22 protein-coding genes and 5 pseudogenes are annotated in these 19,324 nt (G+C 62.3%); 15 read left to right on the forward strand and 12 right to left on the reverse strand.

Annotated elements, in window-relative coordinates:
• Positions 1–541 precede the first annotated feature (541 nt).
• From XH85_RS40480 to XH85_RS48200, 6 genes and pseudogenes are all read left to right on the forward strand, one after another.
• Positions 542–2,329, forward strand: a complete 1,788-nt coding sequence (locus tag XH85_RS40480) for an adenylate/guanylate cyclase domain-containing protein (protein ID WP_164940632.1) — start codon at positions 542–544, stop codon at positions 2,327–2,329.
• Between the two features lie 166 nt (positions 2,330–2,495).
• A pseudogene (locus XH85_RS40485) lies at positions 2,496–2,725 on the forward strand (transposase); the annotation flags it as partial.
• Between the two features lie 217 nt (positions 2,726–2,942).
• A complete protein-coding gene (locus XH85_RS47175) occupies positions 2,943–3,362 on the forward strand; it encodes an MBL fold metallo-hydrolase (RefSeq protein WP_245473705.1) in 420 nt (139 codons plus the stop codon).
• A gap of 548 nt (positions 3,363–3,910) precedes the next feature.
• Entirely contained in the window at positions 3,911–4,225 is a 315-nt protein-coding gene (locus XH85_RS40495) for a co-chaperone GroES (RefSeq protein ID WP_128936385.1), read from the forward strand.
• Between the two features lie 76 nt (positions 4,226–4,301).
• Positions 4,302–5,942, forward strand: coding sequence for a chaperonin GroEL (gene groL, locus XH85_RS40500; RefSeq protein ID WP_128936386.1), 1,641 nt, complete (start codon positions 4,302–4,304; stop codon positions 5,940–5,942).
• Between the two features lie 290 nt (positions 5,943–6,232).
• Entirely contained in the window at positions 6,233–6,625 is a 393-nt protein-coding gene (locus XH85_RS48200; protein ID WP_164940633.1) for a MaoC/PaaZ C-terminal domain-containing protein, read from the forward strand.
• A 50-nt stretch (positions 6,626–6,675) separates the two neighbouring features.
• Here XH85_RS48200 and XH85_RS40510 read toward each other — a convergent pair.
• Positions 6,676–6,960: pseudogene (locus tag XH85_RS40510) on the reverse strand (IS110 family transposase); the annotation flags it as partial.
• A 307-nt stretch (positions 6,961–7,267) separates the two neighbouring features.
• On the opposite strand from XH85_RS40510, the pseudogene XH85_RS40515 reads away from it, so the two are divergent.
• Positions 7,268–7,564 (forward strand): annotated as a pseudogene (locus XH85_RS40515) (DinB/UmuC family translesion DNA polymerase); the annotation flags it as partial.
• Between the two features lie 81 nt (positions 7,565–7,645).
• Here XH85_RS40515 and XH85_RS40520 read toward each other — a convergent pair.
• Both XH85_RS40520 and XH85_RS48205 read right to left on the reverse strand, forming a co-directional pair.
• A complete protein-coding gene (locus XH85_RS40520; protein WP_128936387.1) occupies positions 7,646–8,113 on the reverse strand; it encodes a metallophosphoesterase family protein in 468 nt (155 codons plus the stop codon).
• Positions 8,114–8,139: 26 nt separating this feature from the next.
• Positions 8,140–8,226, reverse strand: a pseudogene (locus XH85_RS48205) (non-homologous end joining protein Ku); the annotation flags it as partial.
• Between the two features lie 175 nt (positions 8,227–8,401).
• Here XH85_RS48205 and XH85_RS40525 point away from each other — a divergent pair.
• The 4 genes from XH85_RS40525 (at position 8,402) to XH85_RS40540 (ending at position 10,353) form a co-directional block, all read left to right on the forward strand.
• Positions 8,402–8,680, forward strand: a complete 279-nt coding sequence (locus XH85_RS40525; protein ID WP_338025590.1) for a hypothetical protein — start codon at positions 8,402–8,404, stop codon at positions 8,678–8,680.
• Positions 8,681–8,779: 99 nt separating this feature from the next.
• Entirely contained in the window at positions 8,780–9,226 is a 447-nt protein-coding gene (locus tag XH85_RS47180) for a hypothetical protein (RefSeq protein ID WP_128935456.1), read from the forward strand.
• Positions 9,223–9,951, forward strand: coding sequence for an SOS response-associated peptidase (locus XH85_RS40535; protein WP_276486211.1), 729 nt, complete (start codon positions 9,223–9,225; stop codon positions 9,949–9,951). Before XH85_RS47180 ends, XH85_RS40535 begins: the two co-directional genes overlap by 4 nt.
• A gap of 138 nt (positions 9,952–10,089) precedes the next feature.
• Positions 10,090–10,353 (forward strand): hypothetical protein, encoded by a 264-nt coding sequence (locus tag XH85_RS40540; RefSeq protein WP_128935458.1) that lies wholly within the window; start codon positions 10,090–10,092, stop codon positions 10,351–10,353.
• 9 nt (positions 10,354–10,362) lie between these two features.
• On the opposite strand, the gene XH85_RS40545 is transcribed toward XH85_RS40540, so the two are convergent.
• From XH85_RS40545 to ku, 4 genes are all read right to left on the reverse strand, one after another.
• Positions 10,363–10,563, reverse strand: coding sequence for a DUF2905 domain-containing protein (locus XH85_RS40545; RefSeq protein ID WP_128935459.1), 201 nt, complete (start codon positions 10,561–10,563; stop codon positions 10,363–10,365).
• 27 nt (positions 10,564–10,590) lie between these two features.
• On the reverse strand, positions 10,591–10,755 hold the full coding sequence (locus tag XH85_RS48210) for a copper chaperone (RefSeq protein ID WP_245473706.1): 165 nt from the start codon (positions 10,753–10,755) through the stop codon (positions 10,591–10,593).
• Positions 10,756–10,815: 60 nt separating this feature from the next.
• Positions 10,816–11,184 carry a VOC family protein gene (locus XH85_RS40555; protein ID WP_128935460.1) on the reverse strand — a complete coding sequence of 123 codons (369 nt, stop codon included), beginning with the start codon at positions 11,182–11,184 and terminating at the stop codon, positions 10,816–10,818.
• Positions 11,185–11,309: 125 nt separating this feature from the next.
• Positions 11,310–12,236 (reverse strand): non-homologous end joining protein Ku, encoded by a 927-nt coding sequence (ku, locus tag XH85_RS40560; protein ID WP_128935461.1) that lies wholly within the window; start codon positions 12,234–12,236, stop codon positions 11,310–11,312.
• 380 nt (positions 12,237–12,616) lie between these two features.
• Between ku and XH85_RS40570 the strand changes: the two genes are divergently transcribed.
• A complete protein-coding gene (locus XH85_RS40570; RefSeq protein ID WP_128935462.1) occupies positions 12,617–12,865 on the forward strand; it encodes a hypothetical protein in 249 nt (82 codons plus the stop codon).
• 10 nt (positions 12,866–12,875) lie between these two features.
• Here XH85_RS40570 and XH85_RS45675 read toward each other — a convergent pair whose 3' ends face one another.
• Together XH85_RS45675 and XH85_RS45680 are read right to left on the reverse strand one after the other, a co-directional pair.
• Positions 12,876–13,043, reverse strand: a complete 168-nt coding sequence (locus tag XH85_RS45675; protein WP_164940635.1) for a hypothetical protein — start codon at positions 13,041–13,043, stop codon at positions 12,876–12,878.
• A gap of 446 nt (positions 13,044–13,489) precedes the next feature.
• On the reverse strand, positions 13,490–13,657 hold the full coding sequence (locus XH85_RS45680) for a hypothetical protein (protein ID WP_164940875.1): 168 nt from the start codon (positions 13,655–13,657) through the stop codon (positions 13,490–13,492).
• Positions 13,658–14,053: 396 nt separating this feature from the next.
• Between XH85_RS45680 and XH85_RS40575 the strand changes: the two genes are divergently transcribed.
• On the forward strand, positions 14,054–14,248 hold the full coding sequence (locus XH85_RS40575; protein ID WP_128936389.1) for a hypothetical protein: 195 nt from the start codon (positions 14,054–14,056) through the stop codon (positions 14,246–14,248).
• Positions 14,249–14,256: 8 nt separating this feature from the next.
• On the opposite strand, the pseudogene XH85_RS40580 reads toward XH85_RS40575, so the two are convergent.
• Positions 14,257–14,867 (reverse strand): annotated as a pseudogene (locus tag XH85_RS40580) (cell envelope biogenesis protein TolA).
• 114 nt (positions 14,868–14,981) lie between these two features.
• On the opposite strand from XH85_RS40580, the gene XH85_RS40585 reads away from it, so the two are divergent.
• Positions 14,982–15,347 (forward strand): response regulator transcription factor, encoded by a 366-nt coding sequence (locus XH85_RS40585; RefSeq protein ID WP_128935463.1) that lies wholly within the window; start codon positions 14,982–14,984, stop codon positions 15,345–15,347.
• Positions 15,348–15,442: 95 nt separating this feature from the next.
• Here the strand turns inward: XH85_RS40585 and XH85_RS40590 are convergent, their stop codons facing one another.
• Positions 15,443–15,670: a hypothetical protein gene (locus XH85_RS40590; RefSeq protein ID WP_128936390.1), complete on the reverse strand. Its 228-nt coding sequence runs from the start codon at positions 15,668–15,670 to the stop codon at positions 15,443–15,445.
• Positions 15,671–16,098: 428 nt separating this feature from the next.
• Positions 16,099–16,344 (reverse strand): hypothetical protein, encoded by a 246-nt coding sequence (locus XH85_RS40595; protein ID WP_128935465.1) that lies wholly within the window; start codon positions 16,342–16,344, stop codon positions 16,099–16,101.
• A 2,165-nt stretch (positions 16,345–18,509) separates the two neighbouring features.
• Between XH85_RS40595 and XH85_RS40615 the strand changes: the two genes are divergently transcribed.
• Positions 18,510–18,965, forward strand: coding sequence for a transposase (locus tag XH85_RS40615; RefSeq protein ID WP_128936393.1), 456 nt, complete (start codon positions 18,510–18,512; stop codon positions 18,963–18,965).
• The last annotated feature ends 359 nt before the right edge of the window (positions 18,966–19,324 follow it).

Genomic DNA, 19,324 nt, shown 5'->3' on the forward strand with positions numbered 1-19,324 from the left:
GGGGCGTTTGGGGTGGCTAGTCATTGCAGTCTTTCCGTCTGGACGCTTGACCAGTTCGAATGTGGCAACGTGGGTGCTTTCCGCCCAAGCCTCCAATACAGCCCCGCAGACTTCACAGGATACGTGGCCGCTATGCGGCATTAAGCACGTCGGTTCGATGCGCTTGTATTCAGCGCCGCACTCGCATCGGACAAGTGTTGTTTCCATTCTCGAAAACGCCCGAGGAAGAGGGCAAAGACCCGGCGGCGGTGGACCTAACCCGCGGAAGGGATTTGCCTCGCTCCTCAAACGCGCGTAGACCAACAGCGTTCCTTTGTCAGGGATGTGCCCGCGGCCAAACGTCCACGTCGGTTCGGGTCATTCGCGTCGATTTGGCGGCGTCCCCACCACGTCTGGTCTGGCCTCGGCTGCTGACGTGCCGGATGCCTCCGCGATCCTCGTCTTCGGGCCAGCAACCGACACCAATCCTGATCGCATCTAGGCGCGTCTGGCACTGCCGTCTCATTCGTCGTAGACTATGCTGTGGGTTGGATTGCGTGCCATGGCACATGAGCGGCCAGTCCGGATCGAGCGGAGGTTGTCGGCGATTTTGGCGGCCGATGTGGCTGGCTATTCGCGGCTCATGCACCTTCACGAAGAGGCCACCCACGCCAAGCTGACGGCGCTCCTAGCCGATGCTGTCAATCCAGCGATTGCGGAACACCGCGGCCGCATCGTGAAGAACACCGGCGACGGGTTCTTGGCGGAGTTTCCCAGCGCGGTCGAAGCGGTTCGCGCTGCTGTGCAGTTCCAGACCCGCATCAAGGAACTTACTATCGGTGAGGAACACAGGCGGATTACCTTCCGCGTGGGCATCAATATCGGCGACGTAATCGTCGAGCCCCATGATGTCTTTGGAGACGGCGTTAACATTGCGGCGCGGCTTGAGAGCATCGCAGAACCAGGCGGCATCTGCATCTCGGCTTCTGCTTACGACCAAGTCCGAGGCAAGGTTGGGGCTGAGTTTGCCGATATGGGCGAGCAAAACCTCAAACACATCGCCTCCCCGATCCGAGCCTATGCCATGCTCGGGGACGGATCGAACCTGACAATACAGGGGGCGCGCGCCAAGCCGAACCTGCTCTCACCGCCTCGCCTCTCGATAGTTGTTCTACCTTTTCTCAACCTCAGCGATAATTCCGAGCAAGACTACTTCGTCGATGGTGTGACCGAGAGCCTTACGACCGACTTGTCGCGCATCTCAGGCTCATTCGTGATCGGCCGACACACCGCATTCACGTACAAAGGCAAAGCGGTCGACCTCAAACAGATCGGCCGCGAGTTGAACGTCCGCTACGTGCTGGAGGGATCGGTGCAGCGAGGCGGCAACCGGCTGCGGGTGAATGTGCAACTGATCGACGCAGAGACCGGCAATTACCTTTGGGCCGAACGCTTCGACGAACTCGTCGCTGATCTTTTCGATATGCAAGACGAAATCGTATCGAGATTGGCCAACACATTGAATACTCAACTTATTGAGGCTGAGGCCCGGAGAGCCGAGCGTTCGCTCAACCCGGACGCATTGGATTTGTTTTTTCAGGGGGAGGCTTGTCTCAACAAGGGGATGACGTCCGAGTATATGATGCAAGGACGGCGGTTTTACGAGCGTGCCTTGGCGCTTGAGCCCGCCAATGTTGATGCGCTGGTCGGAACAGGAAGGGTCGACGTGACTTGTGCTTCGACCTCCATGGCTGATAATCGCGACGCTCTCCTCGCAGCGGCCGAGGCTGCACTGACCAAGGCCTTGTCGATGGCCCCGAGGCATGCTCTGGCCCATCTGTTTCTGGGCGTCGTCCAAATGGTTACGAACCGTCCAGCTCAGGGCATTCGCGAATGTGAACAAGCATTGACGCTTGATCGCAATTTGGCCGAAGCTCACGCCTGCATCGGCTTGGGGAAATATTTTCTTGGTCTTGGCGCGGAAACCGAGGCGCACGTCAACGAAGCATTCCGCCTTTCTCCTCGTGATACCGGCGCCTTTCGCTGGATGCAGTTTATTGGCATCGCCAAGTTGCAGATCGGTGCCGATGCGGAAGCAATCGCTTGGCTGCAGCGGTGTCTGGAGGCAAATCGAAATCACGCCCTTGCTCATTTTCAGCTGGCTGCAGCGCTCGCGCTGCTCGGCAAGCGAGATCAGGCACAGGCCGCCGTGAATGCTGGACTCGCGCTCAACCCGACTTTCACTATTCGCCGCTTGCGCACCACCGCCTCAAACGACAATGCGGCATATCTCGCTGGACGCGAGCGCATCTGCGAAGGCATGCGTATGGCTGGGGTGCCTGAGGCATGAGCGGCGGTCGGAGCAAGCGCGGCCCCGCCTCCGGTCTACCGCCGATAGCCGACATCACAATAGGCTCAGCCTTGTTCGGCTAGGGGCCGATTCTGTTGAAAAAGGCGGCTGTTGCGACGCAGAGATATCAGTGATTCAGTCTGTCTAATTGGCAGGGCTGAAGATCATGATGGGGCATCGGCAAGTCGAACAGGCCACTTGTTCTATGAGTTCTCGCTCGAAAGACATATCCCGACTGATCACTTGCTGCGGTTGATTGACAGGTTTGTCGATCTTGAACAGGTCCGGCGGGACCTGGCGCCTTTCTACAGCAGCATCGGTCGACCTTCGATCGATCCCGAGCTGATGATCCGGATGCTCCTGATCGGTTACTGCTTTGGTAGCAATGGCTATCGATTACACCTCAGCTCCAATCGCGCTATCACAAGGAGGTCCTCAGGCGGCTCGGCCGCAGTTCTTCTGCGACGAGGTTGGGCGGCGAGAATTTGTCTGCGGCGGAGGCGCAAGTGTCTTAAGCGTGATACTTGCCACACTCCTCGGTGGCTCGAAGCCGGTCAGGGCGGAGGCCGTTACTGGATCATTGCCGGAGCTTGACCGCGTGGCAGTCCGGATAGTGATCGATAGCTATCAGTTCGCTGTCGCCCCGAGCAGAAAGCTACCCAACCTCGACGTCCAGAACTTTGGCTGGGGCCTCAGCGACAAGCCGCCGCGCAGAACGTTAGTCAGCGAATTCGGCCTTGCGATGCAGGTCGAGTCGCGACGCGGCGACGAGACGCGCAATATCCTGGTTGATTTCGGGTTCACGCCGGAGGCCCTTCTCAACAACGCGAACCTGCTTGGCATTGATCCTGCGGCCATCGACGCACTTGTGCTCAGCCATGGGCACCAGGACCACTTTGGCGGCCTCGTCGGCTTCTTGCAGGAGCATAGTGGCAAGCTAAAGCCCAAACTACCGTTGTTTGTCGGCGGCGAAGGATGCTTCTGCGCACGCGAGTGGACTGCGCCTCCGGTGTGGAAAGATTTCATGTGGTGATCGGGGGCTTTCATCTCGCGCCCTATCAAGAGGACTACGTCCGGGGTACCGTCAAGGCACTGCAGGAAATCAATCCGACTTACGTGATTCCCTGCATTGTACGGGCGAACCCTTTTACGAAATCGCACGGGCTGCGATGCCGACGAAGCTCTTACGCACGTACACGGGAACTCGCTTGGTTTTCGAGCCGTGAGCATAGCCTGACCAAGGAATGTCAGTTCGTAACAATCCTGCGGCGCACATGTCTCAGTTGGGTCAAGGGCCGCCCACGGCCAAGTCAACGATGACGTCCGCTCACTCTCGAAAGCGGACACCGCGAGGCAAGAACGGAAGTCAGCCACGGGCCAGATTCGGACTCACAGCTAGCAGCAGTTAATTCGCTTGCTTAGTGATCGCCGCCAGCATCCCTCTCGAGAACCCAGTTGCAGTCAAACATCGTGGGGTCGAACCTCTTGCGCCCCTGTGTCACTGGCATATGTGAGGGCGGTTAGCACTCGCTCATTGCGACTGCCAACGCAAGAATATTCAAAAAAATCAAGGAGGATTGCATGAAATTCCGTCCGCTTCACGACCGCGTCGTGGTCAAGCGCATCGAAGCTGAGGAGAAGTCCGCTGGCGGCATCATCATTCCCGACACCGCCAAGGAAAAGCCCTCCCAGGGCGAAGTCGTCGCCGTCGGCCCTGGCGGCCGCGATGAGAACGGCAAGCTGATCCCGATCGACGTGCAGATCGGCGACCGCGTGCTGTTCGGCAAGTGGTCGGGCACCGAGATCAAGATCGACGGCCAGGAGCTGGTGACCATGAAGGAGAGCGACATCATGGGCGTTCTCACCGACACCTCATCCAAGAAGAAGGCAGCCTAATCCACCGCTCGCACCGAGGAGCGCCAGCGGGCGTCGCCTCAAAGGTAAGAGCGGCTCAACTCAGGGAAATCCAGATATGTCAGCCAAAGAAGTCAAATTCGGCGTCGACTCTCGCGACCGCATGCTGCGCGGCGTCGACATCCTCGCCAATGCGGTGAGGGTCACGCTCGGCCCGAAAGGCCGCAACGTCGTGCTCGACAAGTCGTTCGGCGCTCCCCGCATCACCAAGGACGGCGTCGCCGTCGCCAAGGAGATCGAGCTCGAGGACAAGTTCGAGAACATGGGGGCGCAGATGGTGCGCGAGGTCGCCTCCAAGTCCGCTGACGCGGCCGGCGACGGCACCACCACCGCGACCGTGCTCGCAGCCGCGATCGTGCGCGAGGGCGCCAAGGCGGTTGCCGCCGGCATGAACCCGATGGACCTCAAGCGCGGCATCGACCTCGCCGTCGAGGCCGTCGTCGCGGACCTCGAGAAGAACTCCAAGAAGGTCACCTCGAACGAGGAGATCGCCCAGGTCGGCACCATTTCGGCCAACGGCGACGCCGAGATCGGCAAGTTCCTCGCCGACGCCATGAAGAAGGTCGGCAACGAGGGTGTCATCACCGTCGAGGAAGCCAAGTCGCTGGAGACCGAGCTCGACGTCGTTGAGGGCATGCAGTTCGACCGCGGCTACATCTCGCCCTACTTCGTCACCAACGCCGACAAGATGCGCGCTGAGATGGAGGACGCTTACATCCTGATATACGAGAAGAAGCTCTCCTCATTGAACGAGCTACTGCCGCTGCTGGAAGCCATCGTGCAAACCGGCAAGCCGCTAGTGATCATCGCCGAGGACGTCGAGGGCGAGGCGCTCGCGACCCTGGTCGTGAACCGCCTGCGCGGCGGCCTGAAGGTCGCGGCGGTCAAGGCTCCGGGCTTCGGCGATCGCCGCAAGGCCATGCTGCAGGACATCGCGATCCTGACCGGCGGCCAGGCGATCTCGGAAGATCTCGGCATCAAGCTCGAGAACGTCACGCTCAACATGCTCGGTCGCGCCAAGAAGGTGATGATCGACAAGGAGAACACCACGATCGTCAACGGCGCCGGCAAGAAGGTCGACATCGAGGCGCGCGTCGCGCAGATCAAGGCGCAGATCGAGGAGACCACCTCAGACTACGACCGTGAGAAGCTGCAGGAGCGTCAGGCCAAGCTCGCAGGCGGCGTCGCGGTGATCCGTGTCGGCGGCGCGACCGAGGTCGAGGTGAAGGAGCGCAAGGATCGCGTTGATGACGCGATGCATGCGACCCGCGCCGCTGTCGAGGAAGGCATTCTGCCGGGCGGCGGCGTCGCCCTGCTCCGTGCCTCCGAGCATCTCAAGGGCATCCGCACCAAAAACGACGACCAGAAGACCGGCGTCGAGATCGTGCGCAAGGCGCTGTCGGCTCCCGCTCGCCAGATCGCAATCAATGCCGGTGAGGACGGCTCCGTCATCGTCGGAAAGGTGCTGGAGAAGGATCAGTACGGCTTCGGCTTCGACGCGCAGACCGGCGAATACGGCAACCTGGTCTCCAAGGGCATCATCGACCCGACCAAGGTCGTGCGCGTGGCGATCCAGAACGCCTCCTCCGTGGCGGCACTCTTGATCACCACCGAAGCCATGGTCGCCGAGCTGCCGAAGAAGGCCGCTTCCGGCCCCGCGATGCCCCCGGGCGGTGGCATGGGTGGTATGGACTTCTAATCCCGACTATTGAGCGCTTCGAAAGAAGAAAGGCCCGGTAGCGATACCGGACCTTTCTGCATAAACTACGTCTCTTCTCGGCGACGATCGCTTCCACAAAAGCCGACCTACGGCAGGCTAAAAAAGCTCAACCCGATTGCTCACGAATACAAGGCGAAGACAGAGGGGAGTGATGATTTTGACCGGCGCTGGGCTATAGTCCCCAAAGTCAGCTTATGCAGTCCTTTCGTCAGCCCGTGCGTAGAGGATTTGACCAATGACCAGCGGATATTTTGAAGACGTCGAGGTCGGTGACAGCCAGAAGGCTTGACCCTATTCTGTCTCCAAGGAAGAAATCATTCAGTTCGCCAAGCGGTTTGAGGAGGTCCTTCCATATCGATGAGGCAGCCGCTGCTCGTTCCGTTTTTGGAGGACTGTCGGCATCTGCTGCACACACGTTCGCGATCTTCATCTCGCTAACTAACGAATTACAGCCTCAAGTCCGTGCCATTGCCGGGTTGGACTATGATGAGCTGCGGCTACCCAACGCAGTACGTCCCGGCGACGACTTCTATCTCGAAGCGACCACGTTGCAAAAGCGCGAGTCGAAGTCGAGGCCCGATAGTGGAATCGTTCGCGCCAGTTCCGTTTGCGCAACCAAAAGGCGAAACGGTGCTGCAGTGCGTCGGCAACGGTCTCGTTGAGAGGCGACCGGATGCGAAAGCATCAACGTAAGCCAAGATCAAAGGCTGCCTTGCTCGACCGTCTTGGTCGGCACGAACCGCATGTTGGGTCTCGTGACCGCCTCGCAAATCGCCTCCGCGTCGGTGGTGTCGTTCTTTTGCCGCTTGACGTACGGCTTCACATAGGCCGGAGGCATCAGTCGCACCGTATGTCCCAACGCCTGCAACTCACGGGACCAATAATGGGATGATGCGCAAGCCTCGATCCCCACCAGGCACGGCGGCAACTTCTCAAAGAAGGACAGCACGAAACCACCCTCAATCCCCTCGCCTTTGCGACGTGCTCCTGGCGACACGACGACGCTGCCCCGCGGAGAGCCCAACCGCGGTGAGGACAGGGCCGCCTCGGACAAATCCCGATGAGGGGCCCACGCCAATCGGTCAACGGAACAGGTGGACAAGCTGAAGCCCTGCCGATTGCGAATCCCTGCCACGTGCTAACCGCCCGGAACGAGCGAAGGGGCGGAAGGATTCGTCCCGGCAGGAGTGATCTCTATGCTGATGACGAAGGAGAGATGACCGGCAATACGGACCCTGGGTGGCTGGGCCATTTTGGCGCTGAGCGACGCCGGCGCCATCCGCGAATGCGAGGAGCACGGTTGGATGGCCGCCGAACTCCGGCCACTGATCGACAAAGTCTGGCGCCACTGCGAGAGCACCGGCAACCGGGGACGGACCGTGACGCTCAAAGTCAAGTTCTCCGATTTCGAGATCATCACGCGGAGCCGGTCGGTCGCGACGGTCGTGTCGAGCCGGGACGACTTGGAGAGCTTGGCGATCGCCCTGCTGCAGGCCGATATGCCCTTCCCGAAGTCGGTGCGCCTGCTGGGCGTGTCACTGTCCTCGTTGCAAGCGCTGGGGAACGACGATGTCGAACCTCAGCTCGATCTGCCCATCTGACGCTGCCCATGGATGCGGCTTATAGCTTGGCGGCCAAGATGGCGCCGAAAGCTTCGCCTGCCCGGACGTGCGCGGCGCGGCCTATCCGACTTCAAGATCGTGGATGATCGGTTTCAGTCCGACGGGCGTGACTTCGAGGCTCGCAAGCGTGATCGGCAGCTGGAAGCGCCGGCGCCCGGCACTGCCGGGATTCACGTAGAGCAAGCCGTCTACGGTGTTGATCTTCGGCACGTGGGAGTGGCCGGAAACAATGACATCGATACCCTCGGCTCCGGGATCGATCTGCAGGGTGTTGAGGTCGTGCAGAACGTAGAACAGCCGTCCCGCGAGCCGCACGAACTCGGTTTCGGCAAATTCGGTGGCCCACTCGCCCGTGTCCACGTTCCCTCTGATCGCCGTGACGGGGGCAATTCTCCGCAGCGCGGTGACGATCTCGGGATCGCCGATGTCGCCGCCGTGAATGATGTGGTCGACTTGGGCCAGCAAGCGAAGAGCCTCCGGCCTAAGCAGGCCGTGCGTATCCGAGATGATGCCGATCGTGAAGGTCATCGCGGCGTCCGGTCGAACCACCCTATCGCGCGCTGGGCCGCAGCAGTCAGAGCCTGCGGACAGGTGACCGGGGAGAGCCTCAAAAAGCCTTTCCAGTTGGCGCGCGGGGCCATGGTACGCAGAACTCCGGTTTAGGCGGCTCGGATTCAAGGCGAACGACCGCGACCAGTTCCGACAGACGGCCAGGCGGACGGAAGCATTTTTCTGAGAAGCAGACTCGACCTTTTGTTCTTGTTATGTTCTATTCTGGCCATGACCAACCGACCCGCTAGTTGGCGCTTTCCGACCATGAAACAGATCCAGAAGCTGGCCAATGCCCCTGCCGTCGGCAAAAAAACCCCTTCCACGCCGGCCGTCGGTCCAGCCGACGACTTGCCGGCTGCGTACTGGGCATCGCTCCTCGGGGACGCGCGCGGCGGTGCCGTTCGCGCCGAAAAGCCGATCCAGGCGCACAAGCTGTCTGAGATCAGCCGTCACGTGTGCGGATCGTGGAAATTCAGAAGGCAGACGCCACTCGCTTCTACGGGGCAGACGCAATCTGGCGAGAGGTCGGCCAGCGTCTATTGAACAACACCTGCACGGAGCGCACCGGCCTCCATGAGGAAGACGGTTGCTGGCCTTCGTTCGAGTAGCTGCGCCGGCGCCGTCTGACGCTAGGTTATACAGATGGCTCCTCGCTATCATCCAACGCCTCTCTCCGGAGGAGACCGCAAGGCTCTCGCGAAAGAGCTGTCGAAGTCGCGAGCGATGACGACGGTCTTGGCGCGAAGCTCCGAAGAGCGCCGGGCAGAAGGCGAGGCGCCGATCCGCGAGGCCGACAAGTTGCTCTGCGAGTCTTGGAACGAGAAGATCTGGGCCGACGGAGGCCCGATCGATCCGTCCCCCACGATCGACCAAGCCGTGAACAGTGGCTACTCATGCATCGAGATCGAATGCTCGCGCTGCAAGACTCGACGGGACGTCGACTTGGCGGCGCTGCGCCATCCGCCAACCACTGCCGTACACGACCTAGCAGGGCGGCTTCGCTGCAGCAAGTGTGCTAAGGCAGGACGCCGCCCGGCCGCTACCCTCCTGCAACTCACACCTCGCCCCCGCCAGGCTACGGAAACCTGAGATGTGCAACCTACAGCATGACCAAGAACGTCGACGCGATCCGCAGGCTGTTCGGCGCGCTGAACAGCCACGTCGGCAATCTGGCGTCGATGCCCGGCATCTTCCCGGACTATCCGGCACCGATCGTTCGGAACGCGGCCGACGAGCGCGAGGTCGTCATGGCGCGGTGGGGCATGCCGTCCTCATCCAGGGCGCTGATGGATGCAGCGAAGAAGCGGGCCGAGAAACTCGAAGCGAAGGGCAAGCCGGTAGACTTCAAGGAATTGCTTCGGATGGAGCCGGACAGCGGGACGACGAACATCCGGAACACCAGCAGCAGCCATTGGAGATGGCTAGGGCCGGACAATCGCTGCCTTGTGCCACTTACGTCGTTCTCGGAGTACGACACGATCGGCGGCAAGAAGGTGCCGGTGTGGTTCGCACTCGATGAGTCTCGCCCCCTCGCTGCTTTCGCCGGCATCTGGACAAACTGGACCAGCGTGCGAAAGGCGAAGGAAGGCGAGATCACCGCCGACGTCTTCGGCTTCCTGACCTGCGAGCCCAACGCCGAGGTCCGCCGCATCCATCCAAAGGCGATGCCGGTGATCCTGACGACGACGGAGGAGTACGACGCCTGGATGCGCGCCCCCTGGGACGAGGCAAAGGCGCTGCAGCGGCCGCTTCCGGACGGGGCGCTCAACATCGTCGCGTCGGGCGAGAAGGAAGACCCCGCGCTGGCAGCGTAGGTCCCGATCCATTGTGCAACAGCCTGTTGCACAACACGTGGAAAAGCACGAGACCTCGCGATTTCGAATCTCTGCCCTGTGCTAACCGCTGGAACGACGCTGGCGGCAGACGGATTTGGCCTGGCAGGAGCGAACGCGATGCTGATGACGAAGGAAAGGCGGCCCGCGATCCGGACGCTGCGCGGCTGGGCAATCTCCGTGCTGCAGGAGGCCGGCGCCATCCGCGAATGCGAGGAGCACGGCTGGATGCAGGATCGTGGCGACCCGCACGCCCGCGAGCGGGCCTTCGACATCGTCCGTCAGGATCCGCGGCTCGGCGCATCTTTGGAGGAAGCGACTGCGGAGATCGGCGATGTGCTGGACTCGATCGGCGATACCTGTCCGGAGTGCCCGCCCGATTGAGGACGCGCCCTATCGGTTCGCCAGCCACAGGATCACGCTTAGCACCACGGAGATGACGAGCGAGGTCGTCAGCGGAAGGTAGAAGGCAAAATTCGGCCGCTCGACATAAATATCGCCGGGTAGCCGGCCAAGCCCGAACTTGCCAAGGACAGGCCAAAGCAGCCCAGCGGCGACCAGCACAAGTCCGAAGATGATGAGCGTGCGCGACATCTCGCACCTCCATCGGCCCTGCGGCCCTTATAGTGACATCGCGAGACTTCGCTGCGTCAGCACTGCGAAGAACATCCCGGCACCTGCGGCGACGCAAGAAAAGCCGGCGGCACGCGCGATCCACCGTCCGAACGGGGCCAGCTTTTCCAGAAAAACAAGCAGCGCCAGCAACGCGATCCAAAGTACGTTCATAACCCGCCAACGAACAATAGCGCCATCATCACGTCATCGGTCCAGCGGACGGATTGCAGTTCACTGAGATACGGTCATGAGTTCGAGCACATGGCCATCAGGGTCGCGAAAATAGACGCCGCGGCCGCCGTTCCAGTCATTGAGCTTGCCGTCCTCGAGGCTCCACGGTGCGCTGCCATAGGCGAGCTTCGTCTCGCGAATGCGGCCGAGGATGGCATCGAACTCGGCATCGCTGACGTGGAAGGCGTAGTGGTGGCTCTCGAACTCCTCCTCGTCGTCGAAAAGGAGCGTGAGCGTGTCGTTGATGCGTACCGGCGCGAAATGGCCGTCTTTCGGATCGGGATGGAGGCCAAAAATGCGCGCAAAAAATTGCGCCGCTGCCTTCTTGTCGCGGGCAGGGACGATGGTGTGGTTGAGGGTGATGGTCATCGGAAGACCTCTCGCTAACGACTGTCGCAGACTTATCGGCTCGAGATCAGGACCAGCAATGCTCCGGTCAAACGCAGATTTCTGCCTAACCTCAGGGGTCGGCATCCTGCGCCTTCCAACACGCCCTAAGCCGACTTCCGCTGCGACCTGGCCGCCGGCTTCTTCGCCGCCGCTTCCTTCGCAGGCCTCTTACCGGCGATCGGCATCAGCATCTCCTTCTGGCCGGCCGCCGCCTTGCGCGGCTTCTTCGTCGGCTTGGCCGCCTTCGCCGGTGCGGCTTCCTGACCCACGCTCCGCCGCAGCGCCTCCATCAGGTCGACGACGTTTCTCGCAGCGGGCTTCTCCTTTGGCGTGATCGGCTTGCCGGCGCGCTTCTGGTTGATGAGGTCGATCAGCGCGGTCTCGTAGTGATCCTCGAACTTCTCCGGCTCGAACCGAGCCGCCTTCTGGTTCACGATGTGCTTGGCGAGGTCGAGCATGTCCTTGGTCACTTTGACCTCCTGGATCTCTTCGAAATACTCCTGCTCACTGCGCACCTCGTAGGGGTAGCGGATCAGCGTGCCGACGAGCCCTTTGTCGAGCGGCTCGAGCGCGATGATGTGCTCGCGGTTGGTCAGCACCACGCGGCCGTTCGCGACCTTGCCCATCTCGCGAATGGTCTCGCGGATCACGGCGAAAGCGTCGTGGCCGACCTTGCCGTCGGGACGCAGGTAGTAGGGGCGGATCAGATAGCGCGGGTCGATGTCGGACTTGTCGACGAACTCGTCGATCTCGATGGTGCGCGTGGATTCCAGCGCGACCTCCTCGAGCTCCTCCTTGGTCACCTCGATGAAGGTATCCTTCTCCAAGGCGTAGCCCTTGACGATGTCCTCGTTGGGCACCTCTTCGCCGGTGTCGGCGTCGACCTTGAGGTATCTGATGCGGTGACCGGTCGCCCGGTTGAGCTGGTTGAACGAGATCTTCTCGGACTCGGAGGTGGCCGGGTAGAGCGCCACCGGACAGGTGACTAGGGACAGACGCAGGAAGCCTTTCCAGTTGGCACGCGGGGCCATGTACGCAGAACTCCGTTGGAGCGGCCTGGATTCAAGACGAACGGCAGGCGGCAGTTCCGACAGGCGGCCTGCCATCCGCGGAGATTCATCCGACGTCGACCACTGCGCCATGGGGAATTGGGGGAGTCTCTTGACTCCTCTGAACGAAACAGGAACGTAATCGGATGAACGCTACTTCCGAGCAGACCGCATCGGCCCCTGACGATCTTGAGGCCGCCGCCGACCAGGCGATCGCGGCCTGCGGAGGCGACGCAAGGGAAGCGGTCAAGGCCCTGATCGTGGCCAACGACTTCCTGGAGATCCAGCTCGAAGAGCGAAGGTGTCGACCGGCTACGCCCGTGGACGGCTCCCAGGAGCGCGAGAACGCAAGGATGAGGCAGATGGCTGATGTGACCTACTATGTCCCTCTACCGTTCGTTTTCTCCGACGACGGCATGGCCGCCGGCGAGGCGACGGAGTGCCTGAGCGCCAATGCCGCGGTGATGCGGGCCGAGGCGCTGTCCAGAAAGCCCGGCCACGCGGGCGCCATTGCGTTTTCGCGGACCGGAGACCCGTCGAGCGGCGACTTCGGCGACGCCAAGGTCATCTGGAAGTTCGGCGAGGTGCCGAACGATCCCAGCGCGCTGTGACCGACGAGGATCACACGTCGCTCTGGCCGGCGCCATCTTCCGGCGCGAGCAAGCTCAGCGCGGTCTCGATCTGCGCGAGCAATCTTTCGATCTCCTCGCGCTCGTTCGGCCCGGGATCACTATCGAGCTGCGCCAGAAGCCGTTCCTTCCGCGCCAGCAACTTCGCGACGGTCGACATCGCACCTCACGTTCCCAGCAGCACCTCCCGAGGATTTGGTGGGCTGGCGCCGATCTCGCCAGCGCTGTCCCGGCAACGGACGGCCCACCGCGGCTTGCACGCGCCCTTAGGCATGGACGTTGGACGGGAGACGGGCGCTCTTTCGGGCGCTACTTCGCCGGCGGGCGCAACGGACTGTCCACCCACGTCCGGGCGGCGGGATCGTGCAGCGGATCATCGTCGCAGGCGGGACAGACGTATCGGTCGCCGCCGCGCGCCGTCCGGTCCGGGACGAGCTTCATCGCCCTCCCGCAGACCGGGCACAACTTCCACACCTGGTGCGATACCGACATCCAATTTCCCCGCCGCACCCAGCTTAGTTCCGCTCAAGAAAATTCGCCAGGCGCGCGAACCAACGCGGTTCGACGATGACCGAGCAGTTATCGCGGAAGGCGGCCCCGGCCGCATCAAGCGGTATGACCGGGGTCGATGTGCTTAGGCGTGTTCTTCTCGACTTTCGGCACCATGCGGGCAGGATTGGGAGCGCCAGGAACGCCGCGCGGGCCGAGCTGCTCGCGCGCAATGTCGTCCTCGGTTTTGTCAGGCGCTACGCCGTCGATCGGGCGCGGACGCATGGTCTCCTTCCCCGGGCGCATCGGCGGTCAATCGCCCGACGCACCGAGCGCCGCTCCAAACTTCTATGACCGGATGTGCTTCGAGGAGTTTCGCGGCCCGGCACCTTGCGTCGTCGGCGCCGCATTCCAGCTCATAACCGCATGGACGACGCCGCATAGATCGACTGCATAGGCCACATAACGCATGGCGGTGCACAAAAGCGCGATGTTCAGCACACCCGAACGACTCCGACGCCAGGCGGTTTGTTCCTGCGAATTCGGAATGTCGTCAGTCCGGCCGCTCCTCAAGCGACCGGCCCATGTTGCCCCTCGGCGCTCTGGATGCGTCCGACCACTTGACGCGAAGCGCGCTCCGCACTGAAATCCGATTTTCAGTGATGTTGCGGGGGTGGCGTCGTGGAAGAGTTCTACAGGGGCTTCGCGCAGCGGGCGCGCGATCTTGCGGAGAAGGCGGATCCATTCACCAAGCGGCGGCTGCTCGATTTGGCCAAGCGGTACGATCTCAAGAGCACCGGCTCGAGCTACGGGCGGGCGCCGGCGCCACGAGCCACGCCGCCAAACGTGCTGTTCTCCGGCTCCGGCGAAGCCTAATACTGAGCCTACTCTCGGGCGCGGCGCAGAGCGTCTTTCAGTTTCTCCCTCTGCTTGTCCAGCGCCTCTCCTCGGTCTCGGTGCGTTCGTCCAACGCCGCGCGCTCGGCTTCGATCGCGGCCGTCCTTTCCTCATGCTCGCCCCTGGCCTTATCGAGGGCCGCCTGCACTTTGGCTGTCGCCTTCTCCCGCCGGTCGCGCTCCTTCGCTCGGGCCGCCTCCTCCTTGCGGCGCTCGGCGTCGCGCCGCCTCTGCTCCCTCTCGAACTCCAGCGCAGCCTTGCGGGCCTCCTTGTCGCTGATCTTTGGAGCAGCCCGCTTCTTCGTCTTCGGCCGCCTTCGCTCACCATTGCGTGCGCCCTCGCCGCGGCCGAGATCGGTCGGCAAGCCGAAATGCTCGGCGAAACGGCCATTCGATCCCGCAGGGCGCCTGAGCACGACGCCGGGCTTCGCCATCGTCGCGGCCACCACATCGGCGTCGTCGGTCTCCTTCGCGACGCCCTGGTGAAAGAGGTTGCTGTCGGCGCCCCAGGCCTCCAGCGCCGCCTTCATCGACGGTGCCGCGATCGCAAGATCGTAGAACCCGAGCGAGGTCTGGTAGGTCTTAAGTTTCCTCGGCATGAGACCCCTTGAAGGCCCTCCAGTCATGCTCTTCGGCCGCACCACCCGTCGGGAACGACCGCGCGCTTGGGCCGTTCGACGGGTGTAACGAATACTATCCCATATGAGCCGCCGGTGAGCGTACTTCTCGTCGAGGACGACCCTTTGATCCGCGAATTCGTCGTCGAAGCGCTGCGCGAGGCGGGCTATCATGTGATCCACGCGAGCACCGGTGAAGAGGCGCTGGCCTGGTGCAAGCGCCACGTCGCGGACGTGCTGGTGACAGACGTCAAGCTGCCCGGGCAAGTCGATGGGTGGCAGATCGCGGAGCGCTGCCGAGAGCAGGATCCGGACCTGCCGGTCATCTACGCGACGGGCTTCTCGCCCGCCACACCACGCCCCGTCCCCGGCAGCCGCATCGTGAAGAAGCCCTTCCATCCAGAGGAGATCGTCCGCACGATCAGGGAGCTCGGCGAGGAAAAAGGGACGCCGTCGGGTTAGCTGCTCTACTCGTGGCCGAGCCTTTCACGCGCTCGCCGTAACCTGCACCCGCCGTCGGATCCGTCGCTTCGGTGCACCACCACTTCCCGCGGAAATCATCCTTTCGGCAGGCCCAATTCCTCCACGGCCAGACCGCAGATCTCAGCTGGGTCCTTGAGGCCAGTTTGACCGATCTCGATGATCTTCTTGGCGATCAGTTCGGTGAGAGGGTCGTTCCGATCCTGTACGCCAATCCTGCGCAGCGCCTGTTCGTAGGCTTTCGAAAGCCGCGTGATCTCTTCAGGCCCAAGAGGCGAGTTTTGAAGTATTCGGTAGATGGCCATTGTTGTCCCCAGCAGGGGCGCAGCGTAGCACCGATCCGCTGAGGGAGCATTGCATCTTAGCAGCCAATTTTAGCTTTCGCAGACTACCCCCTGCTTGCGTCCTGGAGCGTGGAGGCTGCGGGCGGCGAAGAAACCCATGGGCGCAGGGGGCGCGAGGCTGGCCGATATACGGTAGGCGCGGCCCGCAGCGCCTGATGATCCAGGCGGCGGCCGGTGGTCGCGTTTCGATGGTCCGGATGCAAAATGGCCGCAGACTGACAGCCTGCGGCCCACCGGCAAAAATATGAGCACGAATGAAATACGCCAGCCCCGGTGCTGCGGGATAGATAGCCCGTCGGCGGCGCGTTTTGGATTCCGTGAGTCTACGGACAGGGCGGCCTCAAGAACGAGGTGCGAGACCGCAATCACATCGGACCGGGTTCCCGCGATCAACCTTGCTTCAGCGCGTCCTTGACCTCGCGCACCGGCCAGCTTTCGCCGGCCGGTATGACGCGGACCTTCACGCCGCCGCCGACCGGCGCGTGCGAGGCCACGTCATCGTCCGCCGCGGCGACCGTCAGATCAGTCTCGGGCTTCCAGGCGAGCGTGAGATCCAGATCGCCTGGAAACACCTGCCATTGCGATCCGTCTTCGAGTTCGACGATGTGGCTTTCGGAATGGGACCGGATCTTCATCAGGCCGCATCCAGACTCCGCGGCGGGTCGTGCTGCACGAATGGGCGCCGCAGCCGGCCCGCCTCGTCACCGTGGCAGCTTGGACACCTGAACCGGACAACCGGCCGCGCGGATGACGTCCGCTGCAGGTTCGCGGCCATGGGCCAGGCGCCACAGCACGGGCAATCATCGCGACGGCTCCTTCAAGGCCAGCCCCTGTGATTCGAACGGCCTGGACATTTGCGGGTTCCCGCTCGGAGGCGGTCTCGAGGCGGTCCTCGTCGACCCGGCAGGTACATGCGTGAACCAACAATCGCTCTTGCCGTTGTGCCGCATCGGGACCGCTCTCGACCGCGTGCACCATGAGGACCGACCCACACCAGCATCTCGATTCAGCCGGCGCCTGGGACCGGACCTACCTCGAGTCGCTGATCCGCGAGGATTTCGAGCGATGCCATCCCGACGACACCCTGGCCGACCTCAAGCGGCGCGCGTCTTTTTCGAAGGAGGACAGAGGCCTGCTGCGGGATTGGATGGCGGTAGCGGCGGCTCGCGCTGCGGCCACATGCACGGCCAAGGCATCGCCGCCACGCTGACGATCCGCTGATCCGAGAAGGATCGCAGTCTCACAACGATCCGGATCAACACGTCGCGGCCCGCTATCGAGTAGCTGCGAGACGGCGGCAGCCAATTGCGCCGGCGCAAAGGGCTTCTCGATGAGGAGGCTGCCATCGACGCCCTGCGCTTTCCAGTCCGGCGCGCTGGCGCTCGTCATGTAGAGCACGGGAAAGACAGGCGTGATTTCCTGATCTGCCGCGCCAGCTTCCTTCCGCTGATGCCATCATCACCCAGGTTCACGCCGGTGAGCAGCGCCCGACACCCCTCGCGGCCGTCGCGAAAGGTAGTCCGCAAGGCGCATCTCCGGGCCTCACATGCCGCCAAACTTGGACGGATCATTGGATCCAGGCATCTCGTCGTAACGGATCGGAGGGCGAGGCGCTGCGTAGGCCCGGCCCGGAACGGCGTGACGTAATGTCAAGCCTTGGCTGGGCCGAACGATAAGATGTCGCGGCTTAGAGTGATGCGCCGTTGCAGCGTCAGCAGAAGCACACAGGGCAATCAACAGGCCCAAGGACAAAACAGAACGCATCGCTTTTGCTCCAATCGCCTACCGCCGTTCTTATCTGATGCGCGGCCAACACCGCTGCAATCTGTAGCGACTTCCCTTCCCGGCCTGATCCGCGGGATCAGAGGGCATGCCTGTCCCTGCACGTTCGGAGAAATTGCGCGTCGCCGGCTATTAGCCACCGGAGTCGTGCAAGAACGGATCCACGGACCCAGCTAGCCGGGCCGCCAATAGCGGGGGCGGCAGATCCGGTAGCTCGGCGGGTGTCAGTAGGCTCACCCGCACGGCCTCCGGGTCAGCGTGACCCATGGCGCTATAAAACGCCTGACATGGAGCGAAGAACGCGGTGACTGACGCTGCCCATGGTTGCGGGCAAAAGTCTGATTGGCTTCTCATGGAATAGACCGCCGTCCCAGCAGCGGCTGCAAAAGCGGCTAGTACGATCGCACTGAGATATTCGGTTCTCATGGCGATGGGCCTCCATCGCTCCCCACAAGACAATTGTGTTCGCCGAAAATTGGTTCCGCTGCGGGCGCTTTGTCGGGCTGCAACGAGGGCTAAGGCTGGATCTGCACGCCTGCGGTGGGGCCGGCGCGCCCTGCGTGCTGCAACGCGCCAGCCTGATGGTTAGGCGCAGCCGGCATTCGATGTACTTTGCCGAAGGCGGCGACGATCTACGCAAGCTGCCGTTGCACCTGCGCAAGACCGAGCTTGAGCGGTTGCGCCCAGCCGGAAAGGGTCTTCATCAATCCGTTCGACGGCGGCGAGATTGGCCCTGAGGTATGTCGCGCCGCCTGCCGAATGGGTCTCGAGGGTTTGGTGTCAAAGCACCTGGAGCGACCACACGTCGGTGCCGCTGCAAGCACTGGGTCCAGGTCAAGAACCGGAAACATCCCGCGGTGCGGCGGGAATTCTGAGGCCCATTATTGCGTGCTTCGCCGCAATTAAGCTCCCTTCCCGTCGGAAAAAATGGAAAACTGGGCCTTGCTGGCGTCGATCGTCGCTACCTGCAAGCTCAACGGCGTCAACCCGGGCACGCGAGGCCGTCGAGCAACAGATTGTGGACCTTGACCGCAAGGTGCTGCGGCTGGCTCGCAACAATGCTCAGGTGCGACGGTTCATGACGGCTCCTGGCATCGGCCCGGTCACGGCCCTTTGCTTCCTTGCGACGATCGATGACCCCGCTCGCTTCAAGAGATCACGAAGCGTCGGAGCCTACGCAGGACTAACGACCCGCCGATACGCATCCGGCGAAATTGACTGGACGGGCCGAATCTCGAAATGCGGCGATAAGATGCTGCGAAGTTACCTCTACGAGGCGGCCAATATGCTGCTCACACGCGTAGCAAAATGGTCAGCACTCAAAGGATGGGGCATTCGGCTTGCGAAACGAAGCGGGCTACGCAAAGCCAAGGTTGCGGTTGCCCGAAAACTTGCTGTCATTCTGCATCGGATGTGGATCGATGGTACCGAATTTAAATGGTCATCAAAGGATGCTGCTGATCAGCCTGTATAAAGGATAACGAGTTCCCGCCGAGCAGCGGGAGCGAACGTCCCTGCCGGGACGCTGGCGTTGGTGAGATCGCCCCTGGCTTTGCGGTGCTCGAAAGGGCAAAGCGCGCTTCACACATTGATCCGCCAGCGTCATCTTACGCCATCATGTGGAGGGCACGCCCCTACCGCGGAGAGAACCATGGACCCGGCAAGGATGTTCAAGGAGAGCTTGACCTCACGCCCGGAATTAGAGAACAGCCAGGGTCACAAGCGGCGGTCAGGACAAGCGCGGCCCCGCGCCCGGTCTACCCCCGGTAGCTGACATCACAATGGCATCAGCCTTGTTCGGCTAAGCGCCAGAAGCGGACATCAACCCTGGGA

Source organism: Bradyrhizobium zhanjiangense (genome assembly GCF_004114935.1).
Lineage (GTDB): Bacteria > Pseudomonadota > Alphaproteobacteria > Rhizobiales > Xanthobacteraceae > Bradyrhizobium > Bradyrhizobium zhanjiangense.